Below are 18408 nucleotides of genomic sequence, written 5' to 3' on the forward strand. Positions count from 1 at the left end.
TGATTATTTCAGCAATTTGCCGACACGTCCGACTGCGTTTCCTGCGGCTGCACCCGCCACGCTGCCCGCCATGCTTCCGGCTCGTCCCGCCATCTGGTTCACGTTGCGACCGTAACCGCCCATGCCTCCGGCTTGGATAATCCAGCCCGCAACGGTGGGAATGGTAAAGTAGCCGATGATGCCGATGCAGAGGAATACGATATACACCCCGTCGCTCGAATCCAGCGAGAAGTTCGGGTCTGCCTGCATCCGCTCGATGTCGTTTTGCAGCATCAGAACCTGTATCTTCGCCAGTATGGTGCTGAACATGTCCGATACCGGTAGCCACAGATAGACCTGTATATAGCGGCATATCCACTGCGTGAGCGTGTTTTGGAAACCGTCCCATACCGACAGGGCGAAGGCTATCGGACCGAGAATCGCCAGCACCACGAGAAAGAAGGTGCGGACGGTGTCTATCACGAGGGCGGCGGCTTGGAACAGCAGTTCGAGTATCTCGCGGAAGAAGTCGCGGATGCTCTTCTTCATGTTGTACATTCCCCGGTCGATATACATTCCCGCCATCGTCACCATGTCGGAGGGCGACCAGCCGAGTTCCTCCAGTTGCTTGTCAAATTCCTCGTTGGACACGAGGTAGGCGGTTTCGGGGTTGCGTACCATCGCCTCGTATTCCAGTTTGTCCTTCTGCTCCCGGTATCGGTTCATGTCCAGCGTTTCCGCCTCCAGCATCTTTGCCGTGCCCTGTACGACGGGTGAGAGGATGCTGTTTATCGTGCCCAGCACCACAGTCGGGAAGAACATGATGCACAGACCGATGGCAAAAGGACGGAGCATCGGGAATACGTCTATCGGTTCAGCTCTCGCCAGCGACTGCCATACCCGGTAGGCGACGTAGAACAGCGCACCCAGCCCGGCGATGCCTTTCGCCACACCAGCCATGTCCCCACACAGCGGCATCATCTGCTCATAAAGTGAACGTAAAATCTGATGAAGGTTGTCGAACTTCATAGGCTACCAGTATCTTTCGTTCATGTTCCCGTACAGCCCCATGATGCGGTCGAGGTCGTTCTTCTTTTTCGCACGCAGGTAACTCACGGAGATGTTCTTGTTCGTGTAGTAGCTCACGAGGTTGCGGTAACGCTTCATCTTCGAGTGGCAGCGTTCCACCACGTCCATGCGCTCCTTGTCGGTCATGGAGAGCGTGGTGATGTTCACCACGTTCCTGAGTTCCGTCAACACTTCGTTGCTTTCCTCCAGCAGTTTCGTGTAGCCGAAAGCGATTGCGGAAAGCTCTTCGGGTCTGAAATTCCCGTCACGGAGCATCCGTTGGAAACTGTTCACATAGATGTCTGTGATGTCGCCCACCATCAGGATGGTCTGCTGCACCTTGCGGGCGTCCTTGACCAGATTGTTCACCGATTTGAGGGCATCGTAATACTTCTTGCCCTGCTGATAGATTTTCACCGTCTCCTGAAAGTTGCTCACCATGTTCGTGGCGGTCTTGGAGGTATGGATGATGTTTTTGGAGGCATTGATGATGCCCTGCGCTAGATTGCCCGGATCGCTTACGACCCACTGTGCGCTTGCCCTGCCCGCGAAAAGCAGGCACAGGCAGATAATCATTGTTATTCTTGTTCTCATGTTACTTTGGATTTTAGTGGTTGTTATTCTTCGGTCGGATGTCCCGGCTGCGGCTTCACCCGCACATAGTCCCCGTTTGGCGAGAAAGTCAGCACATCCGTGGCCTCGTTGTAGGACACGTCGATGCGGAAGCCGGTGTTCATGAACAGGTTGCCGTTCTCCTCCTGCAAGAGATAGGTTTCCGGCTTGAGCTTGCGGCGCAGACCGCTACGACGGAACACCGTCACTTTGTAGGCTTCGCCCTCCTTGTAGATAAGCACGTCAGGTTTTCCCTCCACGCTCTCCCAGTTCCCGCACAGCATGTCGCGGCGGTTGTCGGCCACGTCGCAGGATTGCAGCATCATGACCGCCAATCCGATAAGGCACTTGCTGACTTGCAGCATTTTCACTTTTGGTAAATTCATACGCGTTTTTCTTTTTTGGTTGATACATTCTGTTTTTTAGTTATTCCTTGTTTCTCCGCCTTTCGGCAAGCTGCCGGATGGCGGCTTCGATGTCGTCGCCCAGCTTCTCCGCCAGACGGTAAACCTCCACTTTTTCCGTTTCCTCGGTGGTGTACGCCAGATACTCTTCCGCGCTGACCTCCGTGGCATAGACCGCCGACTGCGTGCCGCCCAAGCCTATCCACACCTCCTTGTAGAGCCGTGAAGGGTTGTTCGCCATGTTGATGGAGAGTATCTGCGACTTCTCCTTTTCCGTCAGTCCGAGCAACGCCTGTATCTGGTCGAACTTGTTCATATATTTCCTTTGGTCAAGCAGGATTTTACAATCCGAGTTGTTGATAATGCTCTCTTTGACCACCGGAGAACTGATAATGTCGTCCACCTCCTGCGTCACCACGATTGCCTCGCCGTAATATTTTCTGACCGTCTTATACATATAGCGCAGATATTCAGCCATGTTCGCCGATGAGAGGGCCTTCCAAGCCTCTTCCACGATAAGCTGTTTCCGCACGCCTTTCAGCCGCCGCATCTTGTTGATGAAGGCTTCCATGATGATGATGGTCACCACAGGGAAAAGCTCGCGATTTTCCTTTATACTGTCAATCTCGAAGACGATGAACCGCTTGCCGAGCAGGTCGATGTTCTCCGTGGAGTTGAGCAGGAAGTCGTAGCGTCCGTCCCGGTAATACTGCCGCATGGTGGTGAGCATATTGTCGATGTTGAAGTCGGACTTCTCCACCTTTATCTCACGTTCCGCCAGTTCGCGGCGGTAGTCGTCGCGCATATACTCGTAGAAGGTGTTGAACGAGGGGACGATGCTCCGGTCAGCCCTGATACGCTCGATATAGGCGTTCACCGCACTGCCCAGTTCGCCGCTCTCCGTCTTCGTCACTTTGTCGTCCTCCGACTTCCAGAGCGTCAGCAGCAATGTCTTGATGCTGTCCTTTTTCTCCACGTCGAACACGTAATCATCGGTGTAGAACGGGTTGAACGAAATCGGTTTCTCCTCCGTGTAGGTGAAGTACACGCCGTCCGCCCCGTTTGTCTTGCACCGGATCATCTCGCACAAGCCCTGATAGGAGTTTCCCGTGTCCACCAGCACCACGTGCGTACCCTGCTCGTAGTATTGCCTCACGAGGTGGTTCATAAAAAAGGATTTGCCGCTGCCCGAAGGACCCAACACGAACTTGTTGCGGTTGGTCGTGATACCCCGCTTCATCGGCAGGTCGCTGATGTCGAGGTGCAACGGTTTTCCCGTAAGCCTGTCCACCATCTTGATGCCGAAGGGCGAGAGCGAACTGCGGTAGTTGGTTTCCTCCGTGAAGAGGCACACCGCCTGCTCGATGAATGTATGGAAACTCTCTTCCGCCGGGAAGTCCGCCGCGTTGCCGGGCATCGCCGCCCAGTAGAGCGTCGGGCAGTCGATGGTATTGTGGTGCGGCACGCACTCCATGCTTGCCAGCTGGCTGCCCACATCGTTCTTGATATGCTTCAGTTCCTCCGCGTCATCGCTCCACGCCATGACGTTGAAGTGCGCCCGTACCGAGGTCAGCCCGTAGGAATGGGCTTCGTTCAGGTACTGGTCTATCCACTCGCGGTTGATGCTGTTGCTCCGGCTGTATCGGGATAGCGACTGCATATTCCTTGCGGACTTCTCGAACTTCTGCAAATTTTCCTCGCTGTTGTCGATAATCACATACTGGTTATAGATGTGGTTGCAGGAAAGCAGCAGCCCCACGGGGGAGGCGAAGGAGAGGCGACAGTCCGAGCGGTCGGTGGAGAGTTTCTCGTAGCGGATGTCGGTAGCCACCTTTCCTGGCATATCCTCCGCGTCGGAGAGGGTGTGCAGGCACAGGCGGTTGTCACCGATACGCATTTCTTTTGCCGAGAGGTCGATGTCCTGCAAGGTCGTGTCGCCTTCGGGCATGAGCGAGAAGTAACGCTCTATCAGCCCGGCGGACTTCTCCGTCCCGACAATCTCGTCGGTGGAGAGGCGGCGCAGCCTCACAAAGCCGCTGTCGTTCATGATGCGCTCGAACTGTTCGGCGGCCTCCATGAACTTCCCGGCGGTTTCCTTGTCCAGCTCCTTCGGGATGATATGTCCCCGGCACAGCGTACTGAAGTTGCTCTGCATACGGTTACGTTCTTTCGTCGTCTTGGTCAAGTAGAGATAGCAGGAGTGTTTCAGGTACGGACGCTCGTTGAAGTGGCGTTCAAAGGAACGGCTCAAGAAACTCATGTCGTCCTTCTGTAACTCCGGCATATATTTCTCCTTGATGAACCAATCCTGCTTATGCACGACGCAGAAGTACGGCAGCACCTTGATAGCCTTGCACCAGCAGCCGTGTATCGCCTCGTACTCTGCGCCCGTCACGGTGTAAAGCTCCGGCAGTTCCACCTCAAAAGCCACCGTGATGTCGGCGTCTTTGGAGATGATGCAGCCATGCTCCACCGCCAGCAGGGGGAACTTGTTTTCCAGTGTTGTCATTTTGGATGTATTTCTCATGTCGTTTCTTCCTTTCGTTGCCGTTTGAGTAATCGGGTGATCCGCCGTCGGTTGATAAGGTATCGGGGATGGCTCCTTGCCGCTCCCAATTTCATCAGCCCGTGTTCGCCGTACCGGGCGTTCAGCGCGAAGGTCTGCCATACGAGGACGGAAGACGATGCCGCGCCGAAGCCGATACATATCCACTGGTCGATGCCGACCATATAGAGGATGACGAACAGGACGAAGAGAGCCAGCAGACCTCCGCAGAAGATGAAGAGGTACTGAGCCTTCAAACCCTTGAACTCGACCGGACGGCCGATACCCTTGTTTATCGGGTATTCAGCCATACATTGTTTATTAAAGGAAGAATGAGCGCAGGATAGTGGCGGCGACAATCAAGAAGATACAAGCCCCGAACCACGAGGCGGCGGTCTTCGAGGTGTCCGGGTCTCCGGACGAGAATTTTCCGTACACTTTCACGCCACCGATAAGCCCGACTACCGCGCCGATGGCGTAGATTAATTTCGTGCCGGGGTCGAAATACGAACTCACCATAGAGGTGGCTTCGTTGATGCCAGCCAGACCGTTTCCCTGTGCGAAAGCGGAGGCGGTTGCGGCAATCATAAGTGCCGCAGCGATGATTAACTTTTGTCTGATGTTCTTGTTCATAAACTGTTCTTTTTTGTGCCGTCCAAAGGGTGGATAGTCCTTTTTCGGGCGGTTGATACTTGATTACTTTACTTTGGTTTTAGTGGTTGCCCGTTTGTTTCTACGGACTTGGGGCTGTCCGTTGCGGGTTGGCTGTACCTTGTACCGCCGTGCGCGTGGGTGTCGTCATTTTACGTTTTCATTTCCATTCTTTTTTAGTTGTTATACATAGTTTCGGAAGTCGAACTCCTCGATGTTGTCGGGAATCACGAACACCTTTTCCTTTTGTTGTGTCACGGTCATGTTCACCGTGTCCACGAAAACTGCCATCGCCTTTGCAATCCTCTCGCTCATTGCTTCATCGGTCAGGCGTTCCGTTATTCTTGTGAAAAGCTCTGTCCCGTCCAGTTCCGTCATGACCTTTCCGGCGTGTCGCATTTCCTCATCGGATGGTGATTCCTTCCGTATGGTGTGTACTGCCATGTCAATATCCTCGAAGCTACTTCCCGAAGCCTGCTTTTTGTCTGGTTCTTCATCCTCCGGTTCATCTTCTCCGTACTCCAGTTCCGAGGGCGGGATGCTCGTGAAGGTTTCATCGAGTTTGTCCTCCGGTACTTGTGTCGGGCGTGAGACGGTTTCCGTGTTTCCGTCGTCAAAAGTAGCCTCTTCCTCCGACAGCTCAATGCCTTTTTCCGAAGTGGCGGCTTCTTGCGTCGGTATGGCAGCGGTTGTCCGGGTCGATGCCATCTTGAAACGGCTCTTGCCAATGATGTCCGAGGTGTCTGCGTGAGGTATTTCCTTATCCTTTCCTTGCTCTGCCACCGTACTGTCCAATGACCGCCACAGCCCGGCAATATGTCTGAAGAAACGGATGAGCTTCATGTCCATGATGCGGTCATAGAACAGCAGAAACAGAAACCACACGTTGCAAGCAACCGATACGATTAAAAACGCCTTTGTCATAATCTTACTTTTTGGGCGTTTTCAATCTGTTCCATGTACTGCTGCCCGTATTGTCGGAAATGGTCGCGGAGGATGTTATCCACAAACTTGCCGATGCTCAAACCGTTTCCCATCCGACTGGTAACGATAGCGACTTTCTCATGAATTTCTCGGCTGATGTATATACATTGCCGCGTTTTGATTTCCGATGCTTGCAGGAAAGTCGAGAGCGGTTTGTCTCTGCCTTTATCCTTGCGGAAGTCAACGTCGGTATTTTCATGCCCGTAGTCGGTTACACACTTTGCTGCACGGACAGCGGTTCTTTCACTCTTTCCTGTTTGCAGATACTCAGCCTGACGGTTCTTATTTGTTCTTTTCATACTTCTTTGTTGTTTTTGAGTGTTTATAAATTATAGGATTCCATGTGCCGTTTGAACGATTCGGCTATCTCGTCTTGGAACAGCGTGAAATGGTGTGTCAGCACGTTGTCAAGAAATGCCGCGATAGTCACTTCGTTGCCTCCGATTACATGAAGCATCTTCTGTATGCGGTCGTGGTACTCCTTGCGGATATAGACCTGCTTGCCGAGCCTTGCCGTGATATTGGAACCGCATATGAATACTGTGTCATAATCCAATTTTTCCGGCTTGCTGTTCCTGCGCCTGCGTTCCGGCTCCTCTTTGGAGTGCGAGGCGGGTGGAGAAACGGCTTCTTGTATCGCTTCTTTCGGAGGTGGGACAGGAGCGTTCCCGTCCGTGCTTCTCGCTTCCGGCGGAATGCTTGTATCGTCCAGTCGAAATGAGTTGATTACGGCTTCGCTGTCGATGTCCTCGATTCTTGTTTTCTTTGCCATGCCGTTCAGTTTTTGATGATGCCGAGAATCTCATCGACGAGTTTGTCGAGGTTGCTGCCGCGTACCAGTATTTTGTCCGCCGGAAACGCCGTGGAGCGGAATACCGCCTTGCGTTCTGCCGCCGTCTCCTTGCGGAAGCGCTTACTGTCCGGTAGATGTGTTTCCAGAATGGGCAGGGCGAACTCGGCACAGACCTTGTCGTATGCCTTGTAAAGTTCAGTCTTTTCGCGTCCGTCCACCATGTTCCACACGAGGTAAATCCCTTTGATGCCGGACTTGCCCGTGCTTATCATCTGTTCGTTGATGACAGTGGCGAACTTGATGGAACTCTCCATCACCACACGGTCGGCGATGATGGGCGTGAAGATATAGTCCATTTGGGAAATGGTCTGCACCACATCGGCATTGTTGATTGTTCCCGGCAGGTCGAAGAACACGAAATCGAGGTCGGGCTGCGCTGCCACCAGATTTTCGGCGGTCTTTACCGCATCTTCCGCACGGCTGCATCTGATGGTGTACGGGTTCTTCTTCAGTCGTTTGAGCTGCTCATACGCCAGCACCTTGTAATGCCCGTCCTCCATGACGGCTTTCATGTCACGCTTGCGCATGTCATGGATACTGTACTGCGGGAAATCGCAGTCCACCACGGCTACGTTGTAGCCTTTCACATAGTGCAGATAGCTTGCTACAAGCACTGTCAGGGTTGTCTTACCCGCTCCACCTTTCTGCGTGGAGATTGCCACATAAGTTGCTTCTTTCATTTTTTTGATAATTTATTTGGTTATACATCTGTCCGGTGGCGGTAGCGTATTGTCATTAGTACGTACGCACGCACTCCCATTCATTTATTTATTCACTCCTTAATCCGGCTGTGCCTGCGGGTATTCATCGGTTTGTCCAACCGTCCATGCTTTTATCCGTCCGCACGGACGTGTGCTTGGAAAACTATCTGAATACATACACCTGTTTTCAACCGTTTGGATTGATGCCCGGATTGCTGTCCGAACATCCGGCGGAAGGAGTGTATTTTCAGTCCCACATCCGAATCACACTGCAAATAAACAAGGATATTTTGGAACTTGTATCACTTCTCCGGCAAGTGGCAGCACGTTGCGCCGGTTGGCACTGATTGTCCGGGTCAAGCCTCTGTCGGACATCGCCTTAAGGGCGTAACTTTGCACCCGAACGGCAGGGTACGCCGCAGGTAGCGCAGCCCGGAGTTTGAAAGGAATCATCCCCAATCCGTCCCCGACGGATTTTTATGTTCACCTGAACATAGCAAGATGTCTTTTCAGCCGCTCAAAATATTTTGAGCAGCCACGAAAAGCACTTGCCCTTGCAGGGGGCGGGCTTTCCCTCCGAAGTCGGGAAGCCTTTCAGAACTGCGGTGCTGTAATCCGAAGCGGCGGCTTATGCCGTCAATCCGCTAAATCCAAAGTAATATGAAAGAGAAAAGGAAAAGCAAATCAGGGAGAAATCCCAAACTTGATCCGGCGGTGTACCGGTACACCGTCCGTTTCAACGAGGAGGAACACAACCGTTTCCTCGCCATGTTCGGAAAATCGGGTGTCTATGCACGGTCTGTTTTCCTCAAAGCGCACTTCTTCGGGCAACCGTTCAAGGTGCTGAAGGTGGACAAGACGTTGGTGGACTATTACACCAAACTGTCGGATTTTCATGCACAATTCCGTGCCGTGGGTACGAATTACAACCAAGTCGTGAAGGAACTGAGGCTGCATTTTTCAGAGAAAAAGGCGATGGCGTTGCTCTACAAATTAGAGCAACACACCGTCGAACTCGTGAAACTGAGCCGCCGGATTGTGGAACTTTCAAGGGAAATGGAGGCAAAATGGTCGCAAAAATCAGTGTAGGAAGTTCGTTGTACGGCGCGATTGCCTACAACGGGGAGAAGATTAACGAGGCGCAGGGGCGGCTTCTCACCACCAACCGCATCTACAATGACGGTTCGGGAACGGTGGACATAGGCAAGGCGATGGAGGGTTTTCTCACCTTCCTGCCACCGCAGATGAAGATCGAGAAGCCGGTGGTGCATATCTCTCTCAACCCGCACCCGGAGGATGTGCTGACCGATATTGAGTTGCAGAATATCGCCCGCGAGTATCTGGAAAAACTCGGTTTCGGAAACCAGCCTTATCTTGTATTCAAGCACGAGGACATCGACCGCCACCACCTGCACATCGTGACGGTCAACGTGGACGAGAACGGGAAAAGGCTCAACCGGGATTTTCTCTACCGCCGCAGCGACCGTATCCGCAGGGAACTGGAACAGAAGTACGGATTGCATCCGGCAGAACGTAAAAATCAGAGATTGGATAATCCGTTGCGCAAGGTGGCCGCATCGGCAGGTGATGTGAAGAAGCAGGTAGGCAACACCGTGAAGGCTCTGAATGGGCAGTACCGTTTCCAGACGATGGGCGAATACCGTGCGCTCCTTTCCTTATATAATATGACGGTGGAGGAAGCGAGGGGCAACGTGCGCGGACGGGAGTATCACGGGCTGGTCTATTCCGTCACGGACGACAAGGGTAACAAGGTGGGCAACCCGTTCAAATCCTCGCTTTTCGGGAAGTCCGCAGGCTATGAAGCCGTACAGAAGAAGTTTGTCCGTTCCAAATCGGAAATCAAGGATAGGAAACTGGCAGACATGACGAAACGCACCGTCCTTTCCGTGCTGCAAGGCACTTATGACAAGGACAAATTTGTATCCCAACTCAAAGAGAAGGGCATCGACACCGTACTGCGCTACACAGAGGAAGGGCGCATCTATGGGGCTACCTTCATCGACCACCGCACGGGATGCGTGCTGAACGGTTCGCGCATGGGTAAGGAGCTTTCGGCGAATGCCTTGCAGGAACACTTCACCCTGCCATACGCCGGACAACCGCCGATACCGCTATCCATCCCTGTGGATGCTGCGGACAAGGCACACGGGCAGACCGCCTACGACAGTGAAGATATATCGGGCGGTATGGGCTTGCTCACTCCCGAAGGTCCGGCGGTAGATGCCGAGGAAGAGGCTTTCATCCGGGCGATGAAGCGCAAAAAGAAGAAAAAACGCAAGGGCTTGGGTATGTAATCAGAGTATCAACAATTAAAAAATCAATGTATGTCACAACAAGAAGACGATTTGAGGGCATTGGCGAAAATCATGGATTTTCTGCGTGCCGTGAGTATCATTTTAGTGGTCATGAACGTGTACTGGTTCTGCTACGAAGCCATCCGGCTGTGGGGCGTGAACATCGGCGTGGTGGACAAAATCCTTCTGAACTTCGACCGCACGGCGGGGCTGTTCCATTCCATTCTCTACACGAAGCTGTTTTCCGTCCTTTTGCTTGCCTTGTCCTGTCTGGGTACGAAGGGTGTCAAGGGTGAGAAAATCACTTGGGGGAGAATCTGGACAGCATTTGCCGTCGGGTTCGTGCTGTTTTTCCTGAACTGGTGGTTGCTGCCCCTGCCGCTGCCGCTTGAAGCGGTGACGGGACTGTATGTCCTTACCATTGGAACGGGCTATGTCTGCCTGTTGATGGGTGGTCTGTGGATGAGCCGCCTGTTGAAACACAATTTGATGGAGGATGTTTTCAACAACGAGAACGAGAGTTTCATGCAGGAAACGAGGCTTATCGAAAGCGAGTATTCGGTCAATCTGCCGACACGTTTCTATTACAGGAAACGCTGGAACAACGGTTGGATCAATGTAGTTAATCCCTTCCGTGCGTCCATCGTGTTGGGTACGCCGGGCAGCGGCAAGTCCTATGCCGTGGTAAACAATTTTATCAAGCAACAGATTGAAAAGGGCTTTAGTCAATACATCTACGATTTCAAGTATCCCGACCTATCTACTATTGCCTACAACCATTTGCTGAACCACCCGGACGGCTACAAGGTAAAGCCGAAGTTCTATGTGATCAACTTCGACGACCCGCGACGCTCTCATCGGTGCAATCCCATTCACCCGGATTTTATGGAAGATATTACGGATGCCTATGAGAGTGCCTACACAATAATGCTCAACCTCAATAAAACGTGGGTGCAAAAGCAGGGCGACTTCTTCGTGGAGTCACCTATCATTCTGTTTGCCAGTATTATCTGGTATCTCAAAATCTATCAGAACGGGAAGTTTTGCACGTTTCCCCATGCTATCGAGTTTCTGAACCGCCGTTACGAGGATATATTTCCGATACTGACCTCTTATCCGGAGCTGGAGAACTACCTTTCGCCGTTCATGGATGCGTGGCTTGGAGGGGCTGCGGAGCAGCTCATGGGTCAGATAGCGTCGGCAAAAATCCCGCTTTCGAGGATGATTTCACCGCAGCTCTACTGGGTGATGTCAGACAGCGAGTTTACGCTGGACATCAACAATCCCGAAGAGCCGAAAATCCTCTGCGTGGGTAACAATCCCGACCGTCAGAATATCTACGGTGCGGCACTCGGTCTGTATAATTCCCGTATCGTGAAGCTCATCAACAAGAAGGGGATGCTGAAGTCATCGGTCATCATCGACGAGTTGCCCACAATATACTTCAAAGGGTTGGACAATCTTATAGCTACCGCCCGAAGCAACAAGGTTGCCGTGTGTCTGGGCTTTCAGGATTTCAGCCAGTTAGTGCGTGACTACGGGGACAAAGAGGCGAAAGTGGTGATGAACACTGTCGGCAATATTTTCTCCGGTCAGGTGGTGGGGGAAACAGCCAAGACGCTCTCCGAGCGGTTCGGTAAGGTGTTGCAGAAACGGCAGTCCATCTCCATCAACCGGCAGGATGTTTCCACCTCCATCAACACGCAGATGGACGCGCTCATTCCACCGAGTAAGATTTCCGGGCTTACGCAGGGAATGTTTGTCGGTTCTGTATCCGACAACTTCAACGAGCGTATCGAGCAGAAGATTTTTCATTGCGAGATTGTGGTGGATGCCGAAAAGGTGAAACGGGAAGAAAGTGCCTACAAGAAAATTCCCGTCATTACAAACTTCACGGACGAGGACGGCAACGACCGCATGAAGGAAACGGTGCAGGCGAACTACCGGCGCATCAAGGAAGAGGTGAAGCAGATTGTGCAGGAGGAACTGGAGCGTATCAAAAACGATCCGGTGCTGTGTAAACTGCTACCAGATAATGAGACTGTCTAACAAGTCCCCAAAATTGAAAATTATCCCTATCGAAGTTTGAAGTGACCCCCAAAAGTTGGATACAATTTTTTTGGGGGGCACTTCAGTTCTGACGGGTAAAATCGTAAAATTCGGACTTGTTAGACAAATACTTACGCGGTTTCAACCTCAGGTACTGAATCTATCGAATTGACAAATTTAACCAATTGCGGATCTGAATCTTTTTGTATGAGGTTTCGGAGACTCTTTTTCAATTCATAAGCATCATCCCCTGCTGTATTTATTAAATCCATATAAAAATCTTTGTTTTGCAGAATCAATGAACGGCATGCCCCATCGGAAATTACAGGTTTCACTATTTTATCAATAACGTCTCCAGCTTGACTTTTCAAATTACCATGCGATCTAAGCCATGTTTCGAAAAATTGAAACTTTATTGCATTGATAGTCTTTTTACCGATGCAGAAATCATTTCTTATATCGGTAACTGTCGATTTAATTTTTCGTTTATCCAATCTTTCAACTATATTCTTGAAACAATTAGGGAAAGGATTCAAACTTTGAGTTCCAGAAGCAATATCCATCAGAATCTTTTTGCCAAATTCAGTCAAGTTATCTGGCAAGGATTTGATTTTAGCCAGTAAATGTTTTATTGCGACAAACCAATAATATGATGTATGTGCTGTTCTTTGGGCGTATAATGTATCAACACTTATTTCAGACAACGCTTCGAACGCTATTTTATTGATATGATCGGTCAGGACATTGCTTATTTTAGTGGTCAAATCGTAAAAAGATGCGTCAGGAATTACATCTTTAATATTGTTCTTAGTGATATACTTATCCAAATCGGTATTCCACTCTGCTAAATGCTCGATAAATACCTCATCCGTTACACCTATTCTGTTCTTAATATCTTCAAATTGGGGCAATATGTCTGAGAGCAATAATTTATAGCCAAGTTTATGATTTACCATGTATTGTAGTGTTTCATTTAATAGCGGTATATTCCATCCCACACTATTTACTAATAAGTCTCCATGATCCACATAATAGTCCATGAGTTCTGCAACATATTTTATATCTCCACCCTCTATTAAGGAAACGGAATGACCATGTGCCAATTGCATGGCGACTAAATCGTAATATCCAGACTCTTTAATGTTTCGGCCATCAGTTTCTAATTCAGAATGCAACTGATTTATGTAGGTTGAATCTAACGTTACAGGTAAAGGTCTTTCTTCGTCAGATGCCAATAAACGATAGGTTGTAAATATAGCCCCTATATTATCTTTATTTACATTCTGTTCATCAATGCAATTCGTGATCGCTTGCAAAAGCGTTGGAAACGTATAGGTAGAATTATCTTTTAACGTTTTTACAATATCTGCATGGTCGAAATTATCGGGTAGTAAGTTTGCCAAATAATTATCGAGCGCCTCCGAATTTGTTGCTACTTGATAATATTTATATGCTTTAGTTGTCGCGTTATCCCGATAGGCAGCATCTGTTGCATTTGCAGCTTGAATATAATCGATAAATGTATTTGGCTTGACTGTTTTTGCTTCAATCAATGACGTAAAATCGCACGCCAACTTATTTTGCGCAATAAACCTGTCTATTGCATCTAACGTTTTGAAATAGTCGCCGCCATTGAAGTCATTGAACCGAACTATCTTCTTATATAATTGAGCAATCACATGGTTTTGGCTTTCCGTGTCTAAATGCAACAGCAGTTCTTGGTATTCGACAGGGAACACCTGCTTCTCTATGGATTCTTTTAATTTCAATTGTGCTATTCTTTGCCATACACGCAGAATAACATCGCTCTTTCGAGTTAATTTATGCAAACAATGTATAATCTTATCGATAAGCGCATTGTCCATACATTGTATAACTTCTTCTAATACAGTGTCAAATTGTTTATTAGTCTCTGCATATTGATTTATGTCGTGGTCTTCTTCTCCGTTGATGCAGCCTTCAATATATTTTTTCAATGGAATTTGTCGAGCATCTTCAACATCGACACCATATACCAAAGCTGCAATTTCGCGTTGTGTTTGCAGATCATTGTTAATTATTGTTTGAATGCCATTCAGATAGTCGCCGGACAATATTTGTTCTACTGGATTTGCCAGAATATCCGTCTTCTTCAAACAGAACAATGCTATGTTTATCATCAAAATTTCGTTACACCACTCTTGTTTAAGAGCGACCATCTCATTGATATATGATATAATTTCCCTAACATTGGCATTAGGATTTACCAATCTGAATATCCGATTTATAGTTTCTTTCGCTTCATTTTCTGTTTCTCCAAATGCTTCAACAAACAGTTTGTTGAATATACTTCGATAGTCGGTAATAACAGGAGGAGCAACACGATAAACAATAGGGAAAGTTTTATTGATAAAATACTTGGTCAGTTGTTTCGTTTGTTCGTCGGTCTCATCTCCGAATGCACAAGCTAAATGTGTTTCATCGAAAGGAATAACAGCCCAAACATTTTCAAAACCGCTATCGGCGAAGAACGTATGGATAGAAGACCATAATTCTTTTACTTTTTCAGCGGGGAGACGATCCATGTTGTCAAAAACAAGGACTAATTTACGTTGTCCTTTTTCCTTGATAAAATCAGAAATGTCTTGCATCCATGTTTTGAACTCGTAAACCGTTGGTTCGTCTTCGCTCAAAGTCTCATAGCAAACGTCCTTTTCGACTTTATCTTGATAAATAGCTAACATATAACTCCATCCATATTTATGATCTTTGCTATATGCCCATTTCCAAACGCACAATGCAATAAGAACTGGCAGTGCAGCTATGATAATAGACAATAAAGAAAACCACCATGTTGTGGGTGTAGGTTTTACTGCATACGCAATAAATGTAAATATCGGAGTTAAAACTGCAACCAAAAATGCCGCAACCATACCATTACTGATAAGGGGATATTTTTCGGTTACGGTCTCCGTTTTACGGGCTAATAAATATTTCAGCTTTTCAGACCATGATACGGTTTTCGTACCTCCACCTTTGACTTTTATTGTTGCATTTCCAGATAGGATACCATCATCAATAAGTTTGCTTGTAAGCAATTCCAATATAGAGCGGCGTTGCAAGTCCTCTTGATGTCCCCATGCGTCATACTCAAAAAAGTAATAGTCGTCTGATAATTCACGTTCCAACATTTTAACCACGTTGGATTTTCCAGATCCCCAAATACCTTCGATGCCGATAATTCGAGGTAAAGTACATTCCTCATCCAATGAATCATTCTGACAAAAATGGCGAGCAATAGTTTTTGCCAACCTTTCTTGCGAACCTCCATCGAATTTGTCAATACCACACGGTTTATTTTGGATAAACCGCGGATATTGCTGTTTGGATTGTAGTTTTGTTTCCATATACGTAATTTATTGATTATACGAACTCCAAATAATTCTCCCGATTTACCACATGAAACTCGGCATAGGGATAGGCTTCTTGGAAGGCTTTCGGTGCGGCCGGCATTTTATTTCCCCACTTGAACTCCAAGGCGGTAAGACTGTCGGCACTCTCCTCAATCAGGTCGATTTCCTGTTTGTCGTAGGTGCGCCAGAAATAGAACTCCCTGTGCAGTCCCTCATTGAAGTTCGCTTTGCGCCGCTCTCCGATGATGTAGTTCTCCCACAGCGCACCGACATCCTGCCGAATGGCCAGCGGTGAGAAAGCCCCGATAATGGCATTGCGAATGCCGTTGTCGTAGAAGTACCACTTGCCAGCTTTTGTAACCTCCTTGCGTAGGTTACGCGAATAAGCCCCCAGACGATAGATAACGAAGACCTTTTCCAATAGGTCGAGGTATTTTTCAACGGTCGTCTTGCTCATGCCGAGTTGTTTACCTAACTCTTCGTAAGAAACTTCGCTGCCCAACTGAAAAGCTATCAATCGCAGTAGATCGCGCATCTTGCTCGAATTTTTTAAGCCGTCAATTGCTAAGATATCTTTAAGCAGGTATGCACCGACAATATCACGTAGGTAGTCTGTTTTACGTTCATAGTTCTCCATCATTACTACTTCGGGATAGGAACCGTAAATCAAGCGCGCTTCGAGGTTCTGGCGGGTTTCAAGTGCCGTTTCCGTCTGTGCGATTTCCCGTTGCGAGAATGGTGTAAGGAGAAATTGCGTACTGCGGCCGACCAACGGTTCACCAGTCTTATTCAGCAAATCGAATGACGAAGAACCACTTGCCAAGACACTTATTCCCGGTATTTCATCAACTATCAACTTCAGAATACTACCGATTTGTGGTATGTTCTGTGCCTCATCAATAGCCAGCAAATCAATACCATCCAATAAATGCCGATAATTGGCTATTGAGCGATTCTCCAATAGTGCTAATGTGTCGTAGTCTTCGCCGTTGAGCATCATCGTCCTACCTGAATAGTTGTCCACAATTTTACGCATCATTACCGTTTTACCAACACGGCGAGCACCAAAAATCAGTACTGCTTTATTGGGCGCGATTCGTGCTGTAATCTTCTCTTGAAGTATTCTATTTACTGTTTCCATACCTTATAAAATATAATGCAAAGATAATCATATTTTTTTAATTGGCGAATTTTACAAAAAAAACGGGCTATTAAATGGCGATTTTTACAACCACAATCTTATGGAAGTTGTTTCATTGTTTTTAGTAATGATATATGTTCATACTATGATGACTCAATAATTTACCAGACATACGTTTCTGAAATTTGTCCTTATAGGAATGAAAAACTCACATATATTGTGCTAATTAATATATAATTAAATGAAAATAAAAAGACAGGATACGAGTATTCCTGTCTTCTCATATGTAATGGATATTTTTTTATTTTCTCATCCGCTCCAACTCCTCATCACGCAACATTCTCTCGTTCAGTTTTTCCTGCATCCTGTCAATGAAATAGGTGCGGCTTTCGTTCTTCCGGCGTTTGATATCAGTGTAGAAGCGGTAGCAGTCTTTAGAATCAACCCCGAATATCTTATAGAGAAGTGGGGCGAGCTGTTTGAGCGGCATATTGCCGTTGTTGATGCAGCCCATCACGTCTATGCCGTAGATAAGTTCCACGAGGTCGATGGCATTGCCCGTCCATTGAAGAAGGCTGGCGGTGGTTTCTGTTGCGTTGTTGGCGGATATTAGTGGTGGCACTTGGGGCGTGGCAAGGAATTTCTGCATCTTTCTTACGAAAGACAGAGCCTTGCTGACGTAGGCGGCAATCTCTCTTTTTTCTTCTGACAGATTACGTACGGGATGGTGCTGCAACTCGATTTCGATGTAGGCAAGCGCGATGACGGTAAGGTTCATGTCCATGCCGCCGTTGCACAGTTCGATCACTTGGGTGGCGAAAGCCGTGTATGCCGTTTCCATATTGCAGTCGCCGGCTTCGTTTATCAGGCGGAAAAAGTCGGTTTCCGCCAGCAAGAAATAATTCATGGTTCTGTCAATTTTGAAAATTACACTTTGTTTTCTGCGTGCGCACATGAATATAATTGGCAAAAAACGCGGCAGAAAATAAAAAATCCAACACTCAATTTTACAAAGTGCTGGATTTCAGAGGTATAAAATTCAGTATTTTTTCACAAGGACAAATTATCTCCGACTTAAATTGTTTGTAATCGGAACATTTATTCTATTCCTGAAAATAGAAATGTATGCTTGCCGCACATTTTGGCTATCTTGCTTTTTTATCAAGGATATAGATAATGCGACATACACCGTTGGGATAGCTTTTCAAAGAGGAAAGCGTCCAGTGTTGCTCTGGCAGAGCCGACTTAAAAAAATGTCGTCCGCTTCCGGATATGAAAGGAACGGTGTATAGTATGATTTCATCCACAGCGTGCATCCGCAGCAGTCCGTTTATATAGTCTGCCGTGTCCGGTGTGGCTTCCGCGAGGTAACGGATGTTTGTGCAGTCTTTTCTCCATTCGTGCAGCATTGAAATGGAATAGTCCGGTGTCACACGGTAAAAGGCTTTCTTCCTGATTTCATCAAGACCGCAACGGTCAAGGCACAAATCCTGATGTGCTTTATCATATAACTCTGAAGAAAGACATCCGTCCATCGTCAGTACGGCGAGAATCTGAACTTTACCCATAATCGTTTCCTTTCGTTAGGCAAGGGTAAAAAAGTAGCGTGCAATTCACACTACCTTCAAGCGATGGCTCTGGTAAAGCCTTTACGGAGAGTACGTGAATGCACGCTATGCGTAAGCATAGCATAAGCATCACGCAATCGTCTCCG

Annotated in this window: 18 protein-coding genes; 4 read left to right on the forward strand and 14 right to left on the reverse strand. The window is 48.1% G+C overall.

The window, feature by feature from the left end:
• Window positions 1-3 precede the first annotated feature (3 nt).
• The 10 genes from traJ to H8S65_RS15715 form a co-directional block, all read right to left on the reverse strand.
• Window positions 4-1008 (reverse strand): conjugative transposon protein TraJ, encoded by a 1005-nt coding sequence (gene traJ, locus H8S65_RS15670; RefSeq protein WP_004291518.1) that lies wholly within the window; start codon window positions 1006-1008, stop codon window positions 4-6.
• A 3-nt stretch (window positions 1009-1011) separates the two neighbouring features.
• Entirely contained in the window at window positions 1012-1641 is a 630-nt protein-coding gene (locus H8S65_RS15675; RefSeq protein WP_004304283.1) for a DUF4141 domain-containing protein, read from the reverse strand.
• Between the two features lie 23 nt (window positions 1642-1664).
• Window positions 1665-2045, reverse strand: coding sequence for a DUF3876 domain-containing protein (locus H8S65_RS15680; RefSeq protein ID WP_004291516.1), 381 nt, complete (start codon window positions 2043-2045; stop codon window positions 1665-1667).
• A gap of 40 nt (window positions 2046-2085) precedes the next feature.
• Window positions 2086-4590, reverse strand: coding sequence for a TraG family conjugative transposon ATPase (locus H8S65_RS15685; protein WP_186930820.1), 2505 nt, complete (start codon window positions 4588-4590; stop codon window positions 2086-2088).
• Window positions 4587-4919, reverse strand: coding sequence for a DUF4133 domain-containing protein (locus H8S65_RS15690; RefSeq protein ID WP_004311206.1), 333 nt, complete (start codon window positions 4917-4919; stop codon window positions 4587-4589). Before H8S65_RS15690 ends, H8S65_RS15685 begins: the two co-directional genes overlap by 4 nt.
• A 10-nt stretch (window positions 4920-4929) precedes the next feature.
• Window positions 4930-5241, reverse strand: a complete 312-nt coding sequence (locus H8S65_RS15695) for a DUF4134 domain-containing protein (protein ID WP_004311205.1) — start codon at window positions 5239-5241, stop codon at window positions 4930-4932.
• Window positions 5242-5442: 201 nt separating this feature from the next.
• The gene (locus tag H8S65_RS15700) at window positions 5443-6183 is read right to left on the reverse strand and encodes a hypothetical protein (protein ID WP_032595736.1); all 741 of its coding nucleotides are present in this window, start codon (window positions 6181-6183) and stop codon (window positions 5443-5445) included.
• Window positions 6180-6569: a DUF3408 domain-containing protein gene (locus H8S65_RS15705; RefSeq protein ID WP_299338276.1), complete on the reverse strand. Its 390-nt coding sequence runs from the start codon at window positions 6567-6569 to the stop codon at window positions 6180-6182. The genes H8S65_RS15700 and H8S65_RS15705 overlap by 4 nt, the downstream gene beginning before the upstream one ends.
• Complete coding sequence (locus H8S65_RS15710) at window positions 6566-7015, reverse strand: DUF3408 domain-containing protein (RefSeq protein WP_004311202.1); 450 nt, start codon at window positions 7013-7015, stop codon at window positions 6566-6568. The genes H8S65_RS15705 and H8S65_RS15710 overlap by 4 nt, the downstream gene beginning before the upstream one ends.
• A gap of 5 nt (window positions 7016-7020) precedes the next feature.
• The gene (locus H8S65_RS15715) at window positions 7021-7776 is read right to left on the reverse strand and encodes a ParA family protein (RefSeq protein WP_005643916.1); all 756 of its coding nucleotides are present in this window, start codon (window positions 7774-7776) and stop codon (window positions 7021-7023) included.
• 146 nt (window positions 7777-7922) lie between these two features.
• Between H8S65_RS15715 and H8S65_RS21410 the strand changes: the two genes are divergently transcribed.
• The 4 genes from H8S65_RS21410 (at window position 7923) to mobC (ending at window position 12161) form a co-directional block, all read left to right on the forward strand.
• Window positions 7923-8144, forward strand: a complete 222-nt coding sequence (locus H8S65_RS21410) for a hypothetical protein (protein WP_032595732.1) — start codon at window positions 7923-7925, stop codon at window positions 8142-8144.
• A gap of 313 nt (window positions 8145-8457) precedes the next feature.
• Window positions 8458-8886: a conjugal transfer protein MobA gene (gene mobA / locus H8S65_RS15720; protein ID WP_004291488.1), complete on the forward strand. Its 429-nt coding sequence runs from the start codon at window positions 8458-8460 to the stop codon at window positions 8884-8886.
• Window positions 8865-10112, forward strand: coding sequence for a conjugal transfer protein MobB (mobB, locus tag H8S65_RS15725; protein WP_004291483.1), 1248 nt, complete (start codon window positions 8865-8867; stop codon window positions 10110-10112). The genes mobA and mobB overlap by 22 nt, the downstream gene beginning before the upstream one ends.
• Window positions 10113-10142: 30 nt before the next feature.
• On the forward strand, window positions 10143-12161 hold the full coding sequence (gene mobC, locus H8S65_RS15730) for a conjugal transfer protein MobC (RefSeq protein ID WP_004291482.1): 2019 nt from the start codon (window positions 10143-10145) through the stop codon (window positions 12159-12161).
• A gap of 131 nt (window positions 12162-12292) precedes the next feature.
• Here the strand turns inward: mobC and H8S65_RS15735 are convergent, their stop codons facing one another.
• From H8S65_RS15735 to H8S65_RS15750, 4 genes are all read right to left on the reverse strand, one after another.
• Window positions 12293-15547, reverse strand: a complete 3255-nt coding sequence (locus H8S65_RS15735) for a P-loop NTPase fold protein (protein ID WP_004291481.1) — start codon at window positions 15545-15547, stop codon at window positions 12293-12295.
• 16 nt (window positions 15548-15563) lie between these two features.
• Complete coding sequence (locus H8S65_RS15740; protein WP_004291480.1) at window positions 15564-16694, reverse strand: ATP-binding protein; 1131 nt, start codon at window positions 16692-16694, stop codon at window positions 15564-15566.
• A 301-nt stretch (window positions 16695-16995) separates the two neighbouring features.
• The gene (locus tag H8S65_RS15745) at window positions 16996-17601 is read right to left on the reverse strand and encodes an RteC domain-containing protein (RefSeq protein WP_004304269.1); all 606 of its coding nucleotides are present in this window, start codon (window positions 17599-17601) and stop codon (window positions 16996-16998) included.
• Window positions 17602-17839: 238 nt separating this feature from the next.
• Entirely contained in the window at window positions 17840-18262 is a 423-nt protein-coding gene (locus H8S65_RS15750; RefSeq protein ID WP_004291474.1) for a dihydrofolate reductase family protein, read from the reverse strand.
• Between the last annotated feature and the right edge of the window lie 146 nt (window positions 18263-18408).

Source organism: Parabacteroides hominis (assembly GCF_014287585.1).
In the GTDB taxonomy this organism is placed as follows: Bacteria; Bacteroidota; Bacteroidia; order Bacteroidales; family Tannerellaceae; genus Parabacteroides; species Parabacteroides hominis.

Bases quoted from the DNA above. Each gene is read 5' to 3' on its own strand.
- traJ (WP_004291518.1), bottom strand. From the start codon at position 1,008: ATGAAGTTCGACAACCTTCATCAGATTTTACGTTCACTTTATGAGCAG.
- H8S65_RS15675 (WP_004304283.1), bottom strand. From the start codon at position 1,641: ATGAGAACAAGAATAACAATGATTATCTGCCTGTGCCTGCTTTTCGCG.
- H8S65_RS15680 (WP_004291516.1), bottom strand. From the start codon at position 2,045: ATGAATTTACCAAAAGTGAAAATGCTGCAAGTCAGCAAGTGCCTTATC.
- H8S65_RS15685 (WP_186930820.1), bottom strand. From the start codon at position 4,590: ATGAGAAATACATCCAAAATGACAACACTGGAAAACAAGTTCCCCCTG.
- H8S65_RS15690 (WP_004311206.1), bottom strand. From the start codon at position 4,919: ATGGCTGAATACCCGATAAACAAGGGTATCGGCCGTCCGGTCGAGTTC.
- H8S65_RS15695 (WP_004311205.1), bottom strand. From the start codon at position 5,241: ATGAACAAGAACATCAGACAAAAGTTAATCATCGCTGCGGCACTTATG.
- H8S65_RS15700 (WP_032595736.1), bottom strand. From the start codon at position 6,183: ATGACAAAGGCGTTTTTAATCGTATCGGTTGCTTGCAACGTGTGGTTT.
- H8S65_RS15710 (WP_004311202.1), bottom strand. From the start codon at position 7,015: ATGGCAAAGAAAACAAGAATCGAGGACATCGACAGCGAAGCCGTAATC.
- H8S65_RS15715 (WP_005643916.1), bottom strand. From the start codon at position 7,776: ATGAAAGAAGCAACTTATGTGGCAATCTCCACGCAGAAAGGTGGAGCG.
- H8S65_RS21410 (WP_032595732.1), top strand. From the start codon at position 7,923: ATGCTTTTATCCGTCCGCACGGACGTGTGCTTGGAAAACTATCTGAAT.
- mobA (WP_004291488.1), top strand. From the start codon at position 8,458: ATGAAAGAGAAAAGGAAAAGCAAATCAGGGAGAAATCCCAAACTTGAT.
- mobB (WP_004291483.1), top strand. From the start codon at position 8,865: ATGGTCGCAAAAATCAGTGTAGGAAGTTCGTTGTACGGCGCGATTGCC.
- mobC (WP_004291482.1), top strand. From the start codon at position 10,143: ATGTCACAACAAGAAGACGATTTGAGGGCATTGGCGAAAATCATGGAT.
- H8S65_RS15735 (WP_004291481.1), bottom strand. From the start codon at position 15,547: ATGGAAACAAAACTACAATCCAAACAGCAATATCCGCGGTTTATCCAA.
- H8S65_RS15740 (WP_004291480.1), bottom strand. From the start codon at position 16,694: ATGGAAACAGTAAATAGAATACTTCAAGAGAAGATTACAGCACGAATC.
- H8S65_RS15745 (WP_004304269.1), bottom strand. From the start codon at position 17,601: ATGAATTATTTCTTGCTGGCGGAAACCGACTTTTTCCGCCTGATAAAC.
- H8S65_RS15750 (WP_004291474.1), bottom strand. From the start codon at position 18,262: ATGGGTAAAGTTCAGATTCTCGCCGTACTGACGATGGACGGATGTCTT.